We start from the raw sequence: 14558 nt of genomic DNA on the forward strand, positions 1-14558 counted from the left end.
AGGCAGCGGGGGCCGTGGTCTGCGGTGGCGCGGCTAGTCGTTTTCGAGCGCGTGCCAGACCGGCTCGGTGCTCAGGTCGAGCACCAGCGCAGTCACGTTGTCGGGCGTCACCTGGAGCGGGCCCTCGAACGCGCCCCACCAGGACCAGCTCGCGGAGCCGTCCGGGTAGAACGCGGCGGCCTCCACATAGGTCCCGTCGGTGGTGTACGCGACGACCGTCCCGTCGGCGAGCGTCTCCGACGAGCACTCGGTGTCCGCCGCCTGGCAGTGCAGCAGGTAGTGCCCGTCGAACTCCTCGCCCCCCGACACGTCCTGGATCCCGGGCGTGAGCCCGCCCGGCAGGTACACCGCGGTCTCGAAGCCCTCCCCGGTCTCGCCCACCCAGAAGTCGGCCCGGAACTTGCGCTGCACGGGCGTCTCGTTCACGCCGTCGATGTAGTAGTTCTGGAGCCGCACGGCCTCCAGGCTGTTGTCGAACGTCCAGTCCGGGAACTGCGACGCCAGCGCGTCGTCCACGTCGGACTGGAACTCGGCGGTGTACTCGTCCCGGACGAAGTCCCAGGCCGCGGAGTACTCCCACCCCTCCTCCGGGATCTCCGTCCCCTGCGCGGAGGCGGCGGCCGCCGGAAGGAACACGGCCGCGGCCGCCGCAGCGGCGACGGCGGTACGGGTGACGGACTTGACAACGGACATGAAGATCACCTTTCGGTCGAACCAGACGTCACCCTCCATACGCCAGAAAGGACCCGCCGGGTTGCACCGCCGGGCCCTTTTTCTCGCTGTTTCAGGCCGAACGAGCGGATCGTGGTCTGCCCGACCTCGGTCCCGGCGTCATCGGTCGCGAAGAACCGCGTCGACACGAACTCGGCACCCTCAGGGAAGCCGTCCGTCGCGGCCACCGTGCCACCGTCGAGGTCGCTTCTAAGCCGACACGTTCCATGTCTGCGATTGCCTCTGTGCTTCTCTCATTCGAGAACAACTCCACGGCCTCTTCGAAGTCCCCCGCGATCTTCCGGCGGTACTGGTTGAAGTTCAGTTCCCCACTCGTACCTCGATCGGTCCAGTACCGTCCCTTCATCCTCCGTGAAGGACTTCCGATCACTTCCAGTACCGTAGTGCCGTAGTGGATCTTGCTCATTTGCTGCACACGGAGATCCGGTTCGCTCATGTATATGTAGGTCAGCAATATGTTGTTGTTGATGACCGCGATCTTTGCAACAGTGGAGTTCGATTGCGAAGCACAGGTCACGAGCTTGGCCTCGATAGAGGTGGAGGTCTGCTTGACGACCAGGTATACCTCGCCAACGACCGGTTGGTCAGGCCGGTCGGGATGGCGCCAATTGGATGCGAGTTGACCTTTCCAAGTGCCGCGCACGCAACGTGGGACTACCGGGATTCGCTGGACGAGAGGAGTTCGCCACAGCCAGACATCCCACAGGCCCAGAATGGCGGCGGAAACGAATATGGCCGTGGAGGACAGTCTGACCCAGGTGAGGTCGGCTTTCCCGGTCTGCCACCACGATACGGCGATGAAGATCATGACCACCACTGCCACGACAACCCGCACGATCGGCCCGTGCTTCATAAATCCTCGATTCGATCTCGATCGAGAAGGTCGATCACCAAGGCGAACATCGGACTCCGACGAGTCGGTCGAACCACCTCAATCCACTGGACTCCCTCGTACTCCTTCAAGCAGTGTGAGAGCGACTTGAAGTACCTGTAACCGATGCTGACGTAATAGGGTGTCGTCCTACTGCCGATGTCAACGCCGTGCAAGTGAACCTGTCTGAGATCGACTCCGCGAGATTCCAGGTATCCAAGTGCCGCATTCGAGCATCGAAGCAACGGGCTGTCCGGTGACCATCGGCGCCTCACATGTCTTTGAACGAGCGGATCGGAAGGAGCTGATTCGGGAAGTTCAGCCTTGGTCACGCGGACGGCACCTTGGTCCACGAGCTTCACAAGCGGTTGCCTGGCACCGATCGGCACCCACTTGTCAATCCCATCGAATGCCGGAATCATGAAGTGTCGCTCGGCGCGCTCGGTGCCTGCCACCGACGTCGCCATAGCAGCGTCAAGGGGATGCTCTCCATGATTTCGTCTTTCTTGACGATCTGAACCGACCGGCGCTTCCCGCGAATCGCGAGGTTCAGTGGCGCCATCCAGTTTCGGCCCGAGAATATGCACGAGACCGTGTGCCGGACCCATCGCTCGTCTTGTTCCAACTCGATGGCGACATCGATGTCACCTGGGCGCGGTGAGCCCTGTGCATACGAGCCAAAGACGTACAGGCTGCTGATAAGGTTCACCGGCCACTCGTCTGACCTGCAGATGTTGGCGATGACTTCCTCAAGTATCGCCGTAGCCTGATTGCGCTCCATGCCGTCCTCAGGGAGATTTGTCGGGAAGATCTTGACAGATCCTACCCGGAACGAGTCACCGACCACGGACCTGAAATTTCGGCTGCGAGCCAGGCACGATGAGCTGAGAAGATGGGAGGACACTCGTCTTCATGGGTCTTACTTCGGTGCGCGAGGGGGGACTTGAACCCCCACGTCCTAGGACACAGGAACCTAAATCCTGCGCGTCTGCCAGTTCCGCCACTCGCGCCTGGTGAGATGCGGGCGCTCTCATTTGAGCAGCAACTAGTGTGTCACACGCCTGTACGCTGCCGTAGGCTGGTCAGGATGACTCGACCTGACAAGCGCGCCGCCGATGAGCTGCGCCCCGTGAAGTTCACCCGCTCCTGGACCGATCACCCGGAAGGGTCGGTTCTGGTCGAATTCGGTCGCACCCGCGTGCTGTGCACGGCGTCGGTGACGCCGGGCGTGCCGCGTTGGCGCCGCGGTTCGGGCGAGGGGTGGGTGACCGCCGAGTACTCGATGCTGCCGCGCTCCACGCACTCGCGCTCCGACCGCGAGTCGATCCGCGGCAAGATCGGCGGGCGCACCCATGAGATCTCCCGCCTGATCGGCCGCTCCCTGCGGGCCTGCGTCGACTTCAAGGCCCTCGGCGAGAACACGATCACCCTCGACTGCGACGTGCTCCAGGCCGACGGCGGCACCCGCACCGCCTCGATCACCGGCGCCTATGTGGCGCTGCACGACGCGGTGGACTGGCTCAAGGAGCAGAAGCTCGCCCGCAAGCCCGACAAGATCCTGACGACCTCGGTGTCGGCGATCAGCGTCGGCGTCGTGAACGGCGTGCCCGTGCTCGACCTGCCCTACGAGGAGGACGTCGCCGCGTCGGTCGACATGAACGTCGTCTGCACCGGCGAGGGCGACTTCGTCGAGGTCCAGGGCACCGGCGAGGAGGCGGTCTTCAACCGCTCCGAACTGGACCAGCTGCTGGACCTGGCCCTCAAGGGCTGCAAGGAACTCGCCGGCCTCCAGGCCCGGACCCTGCTGAGCTCATGAGAGTGCTCCTGGCGACCCGCAACGCGGGCAAGGTGGACGAGCTGCGCCAGATCCTCGCCGAGGCCGCGCCGCACGTCGAGCTCGTCGGCCTCGACGCCGTGGACGAGTACCCCGAGACCCCCGAGACCGAGCTGACCTTCGCGGGGAACGCCCTGCTCAAGGCCCGCGACGGCGTCAAGCACACCGGCCTGCCCACGATCGCCGACGACTCCGGGATCGCCGTGGACGCCCTCAACGGCATGCCCGGCGTCCTCTCGGCCCGCTGGGCCGGATCGAAGAAGGACGACGCGGCGAACAACGCGCTGCTGCTCGACCAGCTCAGCGACGTCCCCGACGAGCTGCGCACCGGGCAGTTCGTCTGCGCCGCCGTGATCGTGTTCCCCGACGGGCGCGACATCGTCGTCCACGGCGAGATGCCCGGCCGCGTGATCCGGGAGCCCCGGGGCGCCAACGGCTTCGGGTACGACCCGCTGTTCGTGCCCGACGGGTTCGACCTGACGAGCGCCGAGATCACCGCCGAGCAGAAGAACGCCATCTCGCACCGCGGCAAGGCGTTCCGCGAGCTCGCGACCAAGATCTGACCGAAAGCAGAGGAAGAGGCGGCCTCCGGGCCGCCTCTTCCTACGTGCGAGCCTTGAGGAGCTCCAGGGCCTTGTCCGCGTGGGCCCGCATGTTCATCTCGCTCTTGACGACGCCTATGATCTCGCGTCCGGCGCCGATGATGAACGTCTTGCGCTTGGTCGGCACGATCGTGATCTTGCGGCGCACCCCGAACACCTCGGCGATCTCGCCGCCCGTGTCCGACAGGAGCGGGTACCCCAGCGAGTGCTTGCGCGAGAACTCGGCCTGGCGCTCGACGGCGTCGGTGGAGATGCCCACCGGGGTCGCGCCCAGCGCGCCGAACTCGGCGGCGAGGTCGCGGAAGTGGCAGGCCTCGGCGGTGCAGCCCGCCGACATGGCGAGCGGGTAGAAGAAGAGCACGACCGGGCCGTCCTTGACGAGGTCGTCGAGGCTGCGCGGCTCCCCGGTCTCGTCGTCGAGGGTGAATGCCGGGGCGGTGTCGCCGATGTCCATGAAGCCCAGTCTATCCACGCGCCCGCCGCGGCGGGCCGGTCCGATCGGCATCTAGAGGGGGGCGTTTGCGCTCCGCGCCTCAATATAGATACACTCGAATATAGCAATTCGCGTCAGCAGCAGTCCACAAGATCGCGCGCGGGCTCGCAGGGCCTGGTTGGGAGCGCTCCAGAACCGGCAGAGGAGTTACTCCATGTCCACCACCGCCACGGCGGTGCTCGGCGGCAGACGCCGCCGCATCGCCGTCGTCATGTCGATGGTGCTGGCCGCAGTAGCGGCCATGACCATATCGACGCTGTTCACCAAGAGCGACGCGGAGGCCCACGGCGCCACCGTGTTCCCGGGCTCCCGCCAGTACCTGTGCTACTTCGACGCACTCGGCGGCACCGGCGCGCTCGACCCGTACAACGAGGCGTGCCAGTCCGCGCTGGACCAGGGCGGGCCCACCCCGTTCTACAACTGGTTCGGCAACCTCGACTCCAACGGCGCGGGCAAGACCGTCGGGTACATCCCCGACGGCCAGATCTGCAACGGCGGCGGCCGCGGCCCGTACGACTTCTCGGCGTTCAACGACCCCGGGGACTGGCCGAAGACCCACGTGACCGCGGGCGACACCGTCCAGTGGCGCTACAACAACTGGGCGCACCACCCGGGCCGCTTCGACCTGTACATCACCAAGGACGGGTGGGACCCGTCCCAGCCGCTGGCCTGGGACGACCTGGAGAAGTTCCAGACCTTCACCAACCCGGCCTCCAACGGCGGGCCCGGCAGCAACGACCACTACTACTACGCGAACCTGACGCTGCCGCAGAAGTCCGGCTACCACATGGTGTTCACGCACTGGGTGCGCTCGGACTCGAACGAGAACTTCTACGCCTGCTCCGACGTCCAGTTCGACGGCGGCAACGGCGAGATCTCGGGCGTGCGCCCCGGCACCTCGTTCCCCGGCAACGACGGCGGCGTCGTGGACCCGCCGACCACCGACGACCCGACCTCGGACGACCCGACCGACCCCGGCACGGGCAACCCGTCGGGGATCTGCGCGGCGACCGCGACCGTGTCCTCCTGGAACGGCGGCGCGACGGTGAACGTCACCGTCAAGAACACCGGGACCACGGCTCTGAGCAACTGGATGGTCCACTGGATGTGGCCGCCGGGCTCGGGGATCACCATCAGGGACTACTGGAGTTCGACGATAACCACGATGGGCGACATGCAGATGGCCGGTCCGGCCGCCTGGAACGGCACGATCAACGCGAACGGCACGGCGACCTTCGGCTTCAACGTCACGGGGACGCTGTCGACGATGCCGACGCTGGACTGCATGCAGGGATGACAACGCGGTGATCGCTCCGGGTGACGCCTGCGCGGCCGAAACCTGAACGATCGTCGAAAAATCACCGCTTCGGCTCCTCCCCCGGGTACCCCGCTGGAATACTCCATTTCAGCAGGTCTTCCGGGGGAGGAGCCATGTCAGCAGCCACTGCGGCCGTCGAACCGGCCGCGTCATCGGGTCCCATGTCGGCGAACACGCGCGCCGGCGCCGTCATCCAGTACTACATCTCCAGCCAGGTCGACACGCTCAACCGCGCGATCGCCGCCACCGAACGGCACGCGCCCGGCTCCGCCGGGGGTGTGCGCGCCGTGATCCACCGTCTGCGCACGGCGATCCGCGGCTACGAGCACCTGTTCACCGCGACCCCGCACGGGGGCCCGCAGCTCGAACAGCTCCTGACCGCGCTCAAGCACACCGAGGACCTGGAGCGCCTGCGCACCCACTTCGCCGACCGCTTCGACCAGCTCGGCCTCACGGTCGCCGAGTACCCGAAATGGTATGGGGCCCTTGACGAAGAGGTCCGCGAATCGTACCGGCAGATCGAGCGCGTCCACTCGCAGACGTGGGTCGCGGCCCTGCTCGGCCAGGTGCGGATGTTCGCCGAGCACGCGAAGTTCACGCGCGACGGCGACAAGCCCGCGTCCTCGCTCATGGGGGTCGTCTCGAAGGCGAAGATCCACCTGCTCGACACGTACGTGAAGATGAGCCACGCGACCGACCTCGTGGCCGCCCGGGACGAGATGCGCACCGCCGCCCGCGACGCGCACCACCTCGCCGAGGCCGCCGCGCCGGGACTGGGCCGCAGCGCCGAGGAGGTCATCGCCCCGGTGGCCGATCTGGGGCACCTGCTGGTCCAGTACCGGCAGGCCGTCATCGCCCGCAACTGGCTCCTGCGCCTGCCGGGCGCCGACCGCGCCGACCGGCTCACCGCGAGCCTCGCCGACCTGGAGAAGGAGCACCTGCACCAGCTCGGCGAGCAGATCGACCAGGCGACCGCGGCCATGATCGACCGCTGGCAGTAGGGCGGCACGGCAACGGCGGGCGCTCGATTGAGCGCCCGCCGTCTGTCGTATGCCGACTACTTCCCGCGCAGGACCGACGCGAGGTTGTCGAGGCCGATCGGGCCCAGGTTCAGGGCCGCGGTGTGCCACGCCTTCAGGTCGAAGTCCGCGCCCGCGGCGGCCTTCGCCTCGTCGCGCGCGGCGATCCATGCCCGCTCGCCGAGCTTGTAGCAGATCGCCTGGGCCGGCCAGCCCGCGTAGCGGACGATCTCCGGGTGGGCGCGGTGCTCGGCGATGCGGCCGCGGGTGGTGAGCACGTCGAGCGCGACGTCGAAGTTCCAGGTGTCGCCGTGGCGCTTCGCCTCCGCGGCGGGCAGCGGCAGGCCGAGGTGCCAGCCGACGTCGATGACGACGCGGGCGGCGCGCAGCGCCGAGCCCTTGAGCATCCCCAGGCGCGTGCCCGGCTCGGTGAACCAGCCGAGGTCGTCGGAGAGCCGCTCGGCGTACAGGGCCCAGCCCTCGGCGTGGCCCGAGACCGAGCCGAAGACCTTCGCGAACCGCGAGATGCCGTCCCCGGCGACCTTCGCCTGCCCGATCTGGAGGTGGTGGCCGGGCACGCCCTCGTGGAAGACCGTGGTCAGCTCGGCCCAGGTGCGGAAGCGCTCGCGGTCGGCGACGGGCCACCAGGTGCGGCCCGGGCGCGAGAGGTCCTCCGAAGGCCCGGTGTAGTACGCGGACCCGGCCGAGGAGCCGTGCACGAGCTGCACGTCCAGGTTCATCAGCTGCGGGTCGATGTCGAAGTGGACGCCGTTGAGCGCGTCGAGCGCGCCGCGGTGCTTCGCCTGGAGCCAGGCGAGGTACTCCTCGGCGGTCTCCACGGCCTGCGTCGCGTCGAGGTGCGCGATGACGTCGGACAGGCCCGCGCCCGGGAGGATGCGCTCGGCCTCGGCCTCCATCTCGTCCTCGATGCGGTGCAGCTCGTCCCACGCCCACGCGTACGCGTCGTGCGGGTCCAGGACCGCGCCGAGCGTCGAGCGGGCCGCGAGCAAGTACCGCTCCTCGCCGACGCCGTCGTTCGGGTCGGCGTGCGGCGCGTAGGTCTGCTCCAGGTACTCGGCGACGGACGCGAACGCGGCGTACGCGGCGTCGGCGGCCTCGCGGAGGTCGCCGGCCTGCGAGCCGTCGCCGTAGGCCGCGACGTGCTTGTCGAACACGCGGGACTCGGCGTTGCGGCGGGCCTGCTTGGCGCCTTCGAGGGCCTGGCGCAGGGCCACGGTCTCGCCCGCGTCGATCCCGGCGTTCATGGTCTGGCGCCAGGTCGCGAGCATCTCGGGGATCGCGCGCATGCGCGCGACGCCCAGCCGCCAGTCGCCCTCGGTCTCGCGCGGCGCGAGGTCGATGTAGCTGACGACGTTCTGGAGCATTCCGTACGGGACCTTCAGGGCCCGGCGCCACTCGCCCGCGTCGTGGCGGTCCACGAACACCTGGAGGCGCTCGGCCATGTGCAGGCGGGCGAGGTCGTCGGCGGGGCCGGTGGATTCGAGGGCGTTGAGGCGGGTCAGGGTCTCGCGGTAGAGCCGCGCGCGCTCGGCCTCCGCGTCGGGTCCGTAGTCGGTGGCGACGCCGAAGTCGCCTTTGATGCCGACGGCGCCGGCGAATGCGGGGTCGAGCCGAGCGTACGAGGTGATGTACTCGTCGGCGAGAGCGAAGATCGGTGAGGTCATGCGCGCTAGCTTACCGCGCGGCTAGGAAGCGTTTGTTTCAAGATCGGCGTTCACCGTGACCTGGTCGAGACCACCACGGCGCCCACGAGCGCCGCCAGCAGGAGCAGCGACAGGACCTCGAACGGCAGCACCCACTGCGAGAACACCGCCTCCCCCATCGCCGCCGCGTCCCCCGCGCCGTTCGCGTCCAGGTCCGCCTTCGTCCACCCGTACGCCCCGGTCACCGCCGCCGCCAGCGCCAGCCCCACGCCGCCCGCGACGGCGGCCCCGGGCCAGCGCGCCCGGTCGAGGTCCTCGGACGGGTCGGTCGGGGCCTTCGTCAGCATCGTCGCGAACAGCAGGAGCACCACGATCGCGCCGACGTACACGAGGACGAGCACCCACGCGAGGAACTCCGCGGCGAGCACGAGCGCGACCCCGGCGATCCCGGCGAACGCGACGGCGAGCCACAGCCCGGCCCGCACGATCCGGTCGGTGGTGACCACGGCGAGGCCCGCGCCGAGCGCGAGGAGCCCGAACGCGGCGAGCAGCACGTCGGCGAGCGTCACGCGCCCTCCTCCTCCGCGGGGCGCGGGGCGGCGGGCGCGTTGGCGAGCCACTCCCCCAGGTGCTCCTTGTCGTGGAGGAGGTCGCGGATGTCGCCTTCGGCGTAGGCGAAGTCGGGGGCCCAGAAGAGGGCGTCGAAGGGGCACACGTCGACGCAGATCCCGCAGTACATGCACAGGGAGAAGTCGATGTCGAAGCGGTCGAGGACGTTGACCTGGCGGGGCCGGGCCGCGCCCTCGGCCTCGACGGTCTCCTTGTGGGAGTCGATGTAGATGCACCAGTCGGGGCATTCGCGGGCGCACAGCATGCAGGAGGTGCAGTTGCCCTCGTGGAGGGCGATGACGCCGCGGGTGCGTTCGGGCAGTTCGGGTTCGCGCTCGGGGTACTGGCGGGTGACCGCGCGTCGCGTCGCTGTGCGCGCGGTCGCGGCGAGCCCGCCGACCAGACCGCTCCCGGGAAGCCTCATGTCCTCATCGTGGCAGATGACACCGGTGTTTTCCAGCCCGGCGCCGCCGCCACTGTCCGATTCCCGACTCCCACGGGCCGCACCCGTTTTCCGATGAAAACCCCTGCACCACTGGCGACAGCCGTTACCGTGAGGCCTTGACACGTCACGTCTGCCGGGTCGGTCCCGGCGGCGATCGGGGAGGAACCGTGCCCATGCGAATCACGCAGTCCGTCCGCGGGATGCTCGCGGCGGTGGCGCTCAGCGCCGCGGTCGTGCTGTCCAGCGCCGCACCGGCGAACGCGGCCATCACCGTCACGCTCTCGCCGACGGCGGGGGCGGTGGGCACCCGGGTGGACGTGCTCGCGTCCAACTGCGACAAGGACGCCACGGGCGACGTGGAGGGGACCGACGTCTCCTTCAAGCTCCCGAAGAACAACAACAACGCGCAGGGGAGCTTCACGGTCACGAACGACCTGAAGCCCGGCACGTACACGATCACGGTGACCTGCGACGGCGACACCGCCTCCTCGAAGTTCACGGTGACGTCGGGGACGGGCGCGTCCACGGGCGGCGGCGGGGCCGCCTCTGACGCGGCGACGGTCGTCCTGTGGTCGGGCGCGGCGCTGGTGCTCGCGGCGGCCGCGGGCATGTGGCTGCTCAAGCGCCGCAGCGGCGTCACGGCCGCCTAAATGGACACTGAGCCTCCAGGGGCCGACGAGAGACCCGTCCACCGGCCGGAACCCGCGTTCCGGCCGGTGGCCGCTGTCGTGCTCTCGCTGGTCCTCGCGGGGGGCCTGGGGCTCATGGTCGGGAGCGTCGTGCCGGTGCCGTCGTTGCGCTGGCCCCAGTTCCACTCCCCCTTCGAGGACGACCCGTTCGCGGTGGCGGACCCGGCGGGCGGGGACTGGCTCGACCGCTCGGAGCCCACGCGCGTGGACATCGACCGCATCGACGTGCACGCCCCGCTGACGTCCCTGGGCCTGAACTTCCGCGGGGACTTCGAGGTCCCGGCGATGTGGCGCCCGCAGGACGCGGGCTGGTTCGAGCCGGGCCCGACGCCCGGCGAGTTCGGCCCCACCGTCCTCATGGGACACGTGGATACCAGGAAGGGCCCGGCGGTGTTCTACTCGGTGAAGCGCCTTGAGGAGGGCGACGAGATCGAGGTGACCCGCGAGGACGGCATCGTCGTGGTCTACGAGGTCACCGGCGTCGAGTCCTACCCCAAGAAGCGCCTCCCCTACGAGGACGTCTTCGGCATCGGCCCCGAACCGGTCCTGCGCCTCATCACCTGCGGCGGCGAGTTCGACCGCGACGCGGGCGACTACACCGAGAACGTCGTGGTCTTCGCCGACTACGCGGGCCACCACCAGGCCACCGACAAGGAACTCGCCCGCCCCCTGAACGGCAGGAACGACTTCAAGGACCGGGACTAGTCCGGGTCCACCAGCATGTTCAACAATTGTTGTACAATCGGTCCATGGCTATCGGCTTCCGTCCGACGGACGATGACGAACGGATCATCCAGAGCTTCAAGCGCGAGGGTGAGAGCACCTCCGACGTGCTGCGGCGCGGGCTGCGAAGCCTGGAGCGACTCGCGTGGGAGGAAGAGGCCCGGGCGGACATGGCGAGGCTCGCACTCGAAGACCTCTCGCAGGAGCCGGACGACTGGGAGTACGCCGAGGACGGCAGCATCCGCATCATCGGCACCGACGTGGTCGTGTCGCCGCGCAAGGACGGCGACCGGTGATCCGGAGCGCGGTCTACCCGGTCGATCTCGGCGACGCGAAGCGCGGACACGAGCAGCGGGGACGGCGCCTCGGGCTCGTGCTCAGCTCGCAGCACGAGCGCTGGAGCACGATCACGATCGTCCCCACCTCCACGAGCGCGCAGCGCTCCGCGTTCCGCCCGGAGGCGATCGTCGCGGGGCGGCCGACGCGGCTGCTGGTCGACCAGATAAGGACCATCGACGCTCAGTACGTGGTCGGCGATCTGGTCGATTTCCTCAACCGGGAGGACATGGAGAAGGTCGAGTACGCCGTGGTCCGCTACCTCGGCCTCATGGGCTGAGCGGCCGCTTGCTTCGCCCCTCAGAGGTGTTCGTCGTATGAGGCCTGCATCGGGTGCGCGTCGAACTCCCGGCCCGGCCCGCCGAACGGCCTGAGCGCCGCCTGCCCGCCCTGGAACGGGGCCACTGCATCCGCGCTCTCGCTCTCGGACGCTTCCGGTTCGACGACCGAGCAGTCCCGAGCGCGGTCGTTCTCGGGGAGGACTCCGCCCAACGGGGGCCCGCACAGCGCCGGCCCGTCTCCCGGGGCCACGCAGGCGACCTGCGCGTGGATCACGATCTGGCCGAGCATGTTCGAGTACCAGACGTTGACGCCGTCGGGCCGGATCGCTTCGATGTCGGCGACGTTCCCCTGCGCGTTGTCCCGCTCGCCGTGCACTTCCCATCCGATCGAGGGCCAGTACTCCTTCAGTATCTCGAAGTACTCCTTCGTGACCAGGTCGGAGCCGATCGTCTCCTCGGGAAGGGTGTAGTTGATCTCGTAGGATTCTCGGCCCGGATCAGGGCATTCGAATTTGAGCGTCGTCCGCTCGTAGAAGCCGGGGAAGTCCGGAAGCCCTTCGATCGTCTCAGCGATCGCATCGTCCATTCGGAGGAACGCCTCGTCGAGCTTGAATTCCAGTTCTGGCATCTCTGACGACATGGGGGAGCATCCTCCGATAGCAAGTACAACGAGCAGAACCGCGAGCACTGAGCGGTGGAAGGTCCTCATGTGACTTCACCGCCGTTTCCAGTGAAGATGTAGGCGAGGTTCTTCCTCGCCGAGTTCCCTTCGTCCCAGTAGTTGCTGTGGATGTCGACCGCGTTCCCGTCCATGTCGTCGCTGGTGAAGGTGTTCCCTCCGAAACCTTCCCAGTCCACTCCCACATGCTCGCCGTCCCAGTTGACGCCGCTGTCGTTCGGGTCGGGGCCGTGCGTCCCGGTCTCGGCCGCAAGGTTGATGATGTCTCCGGGTGCTGTGGTCGTGTAGAAGTCGTCGGGGTCGATGCCCAGGTCGCTGGCGTGCTCAACGTTCATTCCCGGGCTGGCGACGGCCACGATCTGGTCGGTGGCGAGCCCGTGTTCGCTGGCGCTCTGACCGATGACCGTGGTGCCGTAGGAATGCCCGACGGCAGTGGTCGTCGTTCCCTCCGGGTCGTGGTTCGTGGCTTCGAGGCCGCTCATGAAGGAGGCCAAAGGTTCGGAGGCGTCTTCGGCGTAGGAGATGCTCGGGGAGTCTACGACCGGGTTGTTCGGGGCGTCGTAGTCGAGCCACAGCACCACGGCGGTCTCCCCGCTGCCGGGCACCTGGGAGGCATCCGTCGCCATGGCCTCGACCCGGTCCAGGAGCCCCCTGCTCGCGCCGTCGAGATCGGCACCGGTGCCGGGCACATAGACCGCGGTGTTGTCGGCGGTGTCGGGATTGCCGACGGAGACGATCGCCTTGCCGTCGGCGGCGGAGTCGTAGCCCAGCAGGAGGTACTCCTGGCCGCTCGGGGCCTGTCCCGCGATCGCCTCTTGGAGGCTCGCCAGCGAGTCGCGCTGGTCGCGCTGGGTTTCAAGGCGTTCCAGCTCGGCCTGGAGGTCTTCGAGCTCCATGGCCCGCTCGCGGTCGTCGGAGGCGACGATGTCGTCCCAGTCCCCTTCCAGCTCCGCGATCTGGTCCTCTAGAGAGGCGATGTCGCCGTCGAGCGTCGGGCTGTAGCGATCGAGCTCGGCTTCGAGGAGGTCGCGGTTGGCGGCGTCGCGGGTGCCGGTGGGGACGCCGTCGAGGCCGGCGATCAGGGCCGGGCTCCCTTCGAGGACGCCGAGGCGTTCGGCCTCGCTGAGGCCGTTCCACCAATCGTTGACCGCATCCGGAGAAGCGCCTGAGTCGATCAGGTCCTGGAGTTCTCCGGCCTCGTCCTCAGCCTGGTGGATCAGGTCGAGCCGCTCCGATTCGCTGAAGGTCCCGGCCCAGATCCCCACCGCCGCTTTGAGCGCTTCGTCCGCCGCGGTCGCCCGTTCGAGCAGGGCGTCGATCTCCTCCCGGACGATGAGCACCTGTTGCTGCTGTTGCGTCGAAGCGGTGTGGGGCGTCGTGACGGTGCCGTCGTCGGCGATCACCACACCTCGGGAGGGCGCTTCGTCGATCCATCCCTGGAGTTCGCTCCGGCAGGCGTTGAACTCCTCGACCGCATCGGTGATCGCGGTCCAGACCCGCCTCGCCTCCGCTGAGCGGTCGTCGAACGCGACGACGAGCTCACGGATCTTGTCGCGCCCGAGTTCGGCGGTGTCGCCGTCCCAGTTCTCCGAGCCGAGGTCCGCACTGTCAGCGCGTTTGAGGTCTTCGACGGTCCCGGCCTCGGATTCGAGGGTGTCGGCCATCGTCTTCCAGGTCTCGGCGACGGTCGCCAGCCGGTCGAAGTCGGCTTCGCGCAGCCCGCTGTAGGTGATGCCCATCAGACCGCCACGCTCTCGCCGTCGACCACCAGACGGTCTTCGGATGCCGGGCCGGGCCTGACCGGGGCCGGGGCGTCGCCGCGCGCCTCGGTGAATTCGGATGCGTACTGCTCGAACTGGGAGGCGGTGTAGTCGTCGGCCTCGACCATCGTTTCGGCATGGACGGCAAGGAACATCGCGAAGTCCTCGATGTCGCATCGGTGGGCGGCGACGAGATCGTCCATCCACCTGCGGGCGGCCTCGACGAGCTCGGCGATCCCGGTGAAGTCGCCGGGTTCGAGTGCTTCGCTCTCGTCGGCGACCTTTTTGACGGCGTCGTACAGCAGGTCCGAGGTGGTGAAAAGGGCCTTCGACGCGTTGGTGAGACGTTCGGAATCGACGATCATCGCGCCGCCGGTCGAGGACGGCGCGCGACGGGAGGGGTTCGGGTGGAATTCCGGGGCACGGGGAGCCTTTCAGACGGCTTGTTCGGTTATGCCCCCGCATTGTAGTCGCTTTCTGCGACCGGTCGGGTACACCGGAGT

Annotated in this window: 18 protein-coding genes and 1 tRNA gene; 8 read left to right on the forward strand and 11 right to left on the reverse strand. The window is 68.3% G+C overall.

Translation table 11 applies throughout. The features are described 5' to 3' along the window. Positions 1 to 33 precede the first annotated feature (33 nt). From ACFFXY_RS00195 to ACFFXY_RS00210, 4 genes are all read right to left on the reverse strand, one after another. Positions 34 to 693, reverse strand: coding sequence for a hypothetical protein (locus ACFFXY_RS00195; RefSeq protein ID WP_382344779.1), 660 nt, complete (start codon positions 691 to 693; stop codon positions 34 to 36). A 91-nt stretch (positions 694 to 784) separates the two neighbouring features. Next, a complete protein-coding gene (locus ACFFXY_RS00200; protein WP_382344780.1) occupies positions 785 to 1585 on the reverse strand; it encodes a Cap15 family cyclic dinucleotide receptor domain-containing protein in 801 nt (266 codons plus the stop codon). A gap of 436 nt (positions 1586 to 2021) precedes the next feature. After that, a complete protein-coding gene (locus tag ACFFXY_RS00205) occupies positions 2022 to 2384 on the reverse strand; it encodes a nucleotidyltransferase domain-containing protein (protein WP_382344781.1) in 363 nt (120 codons plus the stop codon). 147 nt (positions 2385 to 2531) lie between these two features. Further along, positions 2532 to 2613 (reverse strand) — tRNA-Leu (locus ACFFXY_RS00210). 77 nt (positions 2614 to 2690) lie between these two features. On the opposite strand from ACFFXY_RS00210, the gene rph reads away from it, so the two are divergent. Both rph and rdgB read left to right on the forward strand, forming a co-directional pair. Then, positions 2691 to 3419: a ribonuclease PH gene (rph, locus tag ACFFXY_RS00215; RefSeq protein ID WP_382344782.1), complete on the forward strand. Its 729-nt coding sequence runs from the start codon at positions 2691 to 2693 to the stop codon at positions 3417 to 3419. Beyond that, positions 3416 to 4000 carry an RdgB/HAM1 family non-canonical purine NTP pyrophosphatase gene (rdgB, locus tag ACFFXY_RS00220; protein ID WP_382344783.1) on the forward strand — a complete coding sequence of 195 codons (585 nt, stop codon included), beginning with the start codon at positions 3416 to 3418 and terminating at the stop codon, positions 3998 to 4000. Before rph ends, rdgB begins: the two co-directional genes overlap by 4 nt. A 40-nt stretch (positions 4001 to 4040) precedes the next feature. Here the strand turns inward: rdgB and ACFFXY_RS00225 are convergent, their stop codons facing one another. Beyond that, positions 4041 to 4493: a peroxiredoxin gene (locus tag ACFFXY_RS00225; RefSeq protein WP_382344784.1), complete on the reverse strand. Its 453-nt coding sequence runs from the start codon at positions 4491 to 4493 to the stop codon at positions 4041 to 4043. 193 nt (positions 4494 to 4686) lie between these two features. On the opposite strand from ACFFXY_RS00225, the gene ACFFXY_RS00230 reads away from it, so the two are divergent. Together ACFFXY_RS00230 and ACFFXY_RS00235 are read left to right on the forward strand one after the other, a co-directional pair. Then, positions 4687 to 5829 (forward strand): lytic polysaccharide monooxygenase, encoded by a 1143-nt coding sequence (locus ACFFXY_RS00230; RefSeq protein WP_382344785.1) that lies wholly within the window; start codon positions 4687 to 4689, stop codon positions 5827 to 5829. 134 nt (positions 5830 to 5963) lie between these two features. Continuing rightward, the gene (locus tag ACFFXY_RS00235; RefSeq protein ID WP_382344786.1) at positions 5964 to 6851 is read left to right on the forward strand and encodes a CHAD domain-containing protein; all 888 of its coding nucleotides are present in this window, start codon (positions 5964 to 5966) and stop codon (positions 6849 to 6851) included. A 56-nt stretch (positions 6852 to 6907) separates the two neighbouring features. Here ACFFXY_RS00235 and ACFFXY_RS00240 read toward each other — a convergent pair whose 3' ends face one another. From ACFFXY_RS00240 to ACFFXY_RS00250, 3 genes are read right to left on the reverse strand one after another with little or no spacing between them, the layout of a single operon-like run. Further along, the gene (locus ACFFXY_RS00240) at positions 6908 to 8554 is read right to left on the reverse strand and encodes a DUF885 domain-containing protein (protein ID WP_382344787.1); all 1647 of its coding nucleotides are present in this window, start codon (positions 8552 to 8554) and stop codon (positions 6908 to 6910) included. Between the two features lie 50 nt (positions 8555 to 8604). Next, positions 8605 to 9102 carry an NADH-quinone oxidoreductase subunit J family protein gene (locus tag ACFFXY_RS00245; RefSeq protein ID WP_382344788.1) on the reverse strand — a complete coding sequence of 166 codons (498 nt, stop codon included), beginning with the start codon at positions 9100 to 9102 and terminating at the stop codon, positions 8605 to 8607. Further along, a complete protein-coding gene (locus tag ACFFXY_RS00250; protein WP_382344789.1) occupies positions 9099 to 9566 on the reverse strand; it encodes a 4Fe-4S binding protein in 468 nt (155 codons plus the stop codon). The genes ACFFXY_RS00245 and ACFFXY_RS00250 overlap by 4 nt, the downstream gene beginning before the upstream one ends. A gap of 194 nt (positions 9567 to 9760) precedes the next feature. Between ACFFXY_RS00250 and ACFFXY_RS00255 the strand changes: the two genes are divergently transcribed. The 4 genes from ACFFXY_RS00255 to ACFFXY_RS00270 all read left to right on the forward strand — a co-directional run bounded on the left by ACFFXY_RS00255 (position 9761) and on the right by ACFFXY_RS00270 (position 11615). Beyond that, the gene (locus tag ACFFXY_RS00255; protein ID WP_382344790.1) at positions 9761 to 10237 is read left to right on the forward strand and encodes a hypothetical protein; all 477 of its coding nucleotides are present in this window, start codon (positions 9761 to 9763) and stop codon (positions 10235 to 10237) included. 66 nt (positions 10238 to 10303) lie between these two features. Further along, on the forward strand, positions 10304 to 10981 hold the full coding sequence (locus ACFFXY_RS00260; RefSeq protein ID WP_382344791.1) for a class F sortase: 678 nt from the start codon (positions 10304 to 10306) through the stop codon (positions 10979 to 10981). Positions 10982 to 11025: 44 nt separating this feature from the next. Continuing rightward, positions 11026 to 11295: a hypothetical protein gene (locus tag ACFFXY_RS00265; RefSeq protein ID WP_382344792.1), complete on the forward strand. Its 270-nt coding sequence runs from the start codon at positions 11026 to 11028 to the stop codon at positions 11293 to 11295. Then, positions 11292 to 11615, forward strand: a complete 324-nt coding sequence (locus ACFFXY_RS00270; RefSeq protein WP_382344793.1) for a type II toxin-antitoxin system PemK/MazF family toxin — start codon at positions 11292 to 11294, stop codon at positions 11613 to 11615. The genes ACFFXY_RS00265 and ACFFXY_RS00270 overlap by 4 nt, the downstream gene beginning before the upstream one ends. A 20-nt stretch (positions 11616 to 11635) precedes the next feature. Here ACFFXY_RS00270 and ACFFXY_RS00275 read toward each other — a convergent pair whose 3' ends face one another. From ACFFXY_RS00275 to ACFFXY_RS00285, 3 genes are read right to left on the reverse strand one after another with little or no spacing between them, the layout of a single operon-like run. Beyond that, a complete protein-coding gene (locus tag ACFFXY_RS00275; RefSeq protein WP_382344794.1) occupies positions 11636 to 12325 on the reverse strand; it encodes a hypothetical protein in 690 nt (229 codons plus the stop codon). Next, a complete protein-coding gene (locus ACFFXY_RS00280; protein WP_382344795.1) occupies positions 12322 to 14034 on the reverse strand; it encodes an alpha/beta hydrolase in 1713 nt (570 codons plus the stop codon). Before ACFFXY_RS00280 ends, ACFFXY_RS00275 begins: the two co-directional genes overlap by 4 nt. Continuing rightward, positions 14034 to 14420, reverse strand: coding sequence for a hypothetical protein (locus ACFFXY_RS00285; protein ID WP_382344796.1), 387 nt, complete (start codon positions 14418 to 14420; stop codon positions 14034 to 14036). The genes ACFFXY_RS00280 and ACFFXY_RS00285 overlap by 1 nt, the downstream gene beginning before the upstream one ends. Positions 14421 to 14558 lie beyond the last annotated feature (138 nt).

This window comes from Glycomyces mayteni (genome assembly GCF_042428885.1).
In the GTDB taxonomy this organism is placed as follows: Bacteria; Actinomycetota; Actinomycetes; order Mycobacteriales; family Micromonosporaceae; genus Glycomyces; species Glycomyces mayteni.